The sequence below is a fragment of the uncultured Metabacillus sp. genome, from assembly GCF_947503125.1.
GTDB lineage: Bacteria > Bacillota > Bacilli > Bacillales > Bacillaceae > Metabacillus.
The window spans coordinates 1-638 of record NZ_CANNCR010000179.1 but is presented as its reverse complement, the minus strand read 5'-3'; the positions used below and the strand labels follow the sequence as shown (position 1 = coordinate 638).

Annotated in this window: 1 pseudogene; it reads right to left on the bottom strand. The window is 34.8% G+C overall.

Annotation, left to right across the window (positions count from 1 at the left end):
* Positions 1-638: pseudogene (locus Q1B07_RS26720) on the bottom strand (DDE-type integrase/transposase/recombinase); the annotation flags it as partial.

Below are 638 nucleotides of genomic sequence, written 5' to 3'. Positions count from 1 at the left end.
TATACTGTTTGTATTCTTAATATCTTTTTTCTTTAGGATCGGTCGCAAGTGTTTTTTCTCTTCAATGAACACTTCTGTCGGTCTTTTTTTTGTGGTATTATGAACCTTTCCATTACCAGTTCTCTTCAGCCAGTCGTGACATTGATCATTCCATTTTTCTAGGTTATGAAAAATCCGGTGCTTGGCAAAATTCCTCTTAATAAATTTAACAACATTTTCAATTTTCCCTTTACTTTCCGGATCTGCTTTTCGACAGACATACAAATTAAATCCACGTTCTTCTCGGTAAGACAGAAATTCTGAAGTAAGAATTAAATCCCCCTTATTTTCACTTACTACAATTAGAGAGTCTTGGTCATATACAATTTCCTTTGGTATACCACCAAAAGCCTCAAATGCATTTTCATGGGATCGAATTACATCTCTTGTTGTAAAAGGTCGATCCAACCATTCTACGTATTTGTAACGTGAATGGGATAAGACAAAGGATATAAAACAAAGCTTTATTTCTTTTCCACTAATAGTCTTTTGTTTGGTATATCCAAAATCCACTTGGACTTGTTGGTGGATCTGGAACAGCCTGATATGCTCTTACATGTTCTGTTTTTGGAATTTGATAAACCTCGCGCAATTCTCTT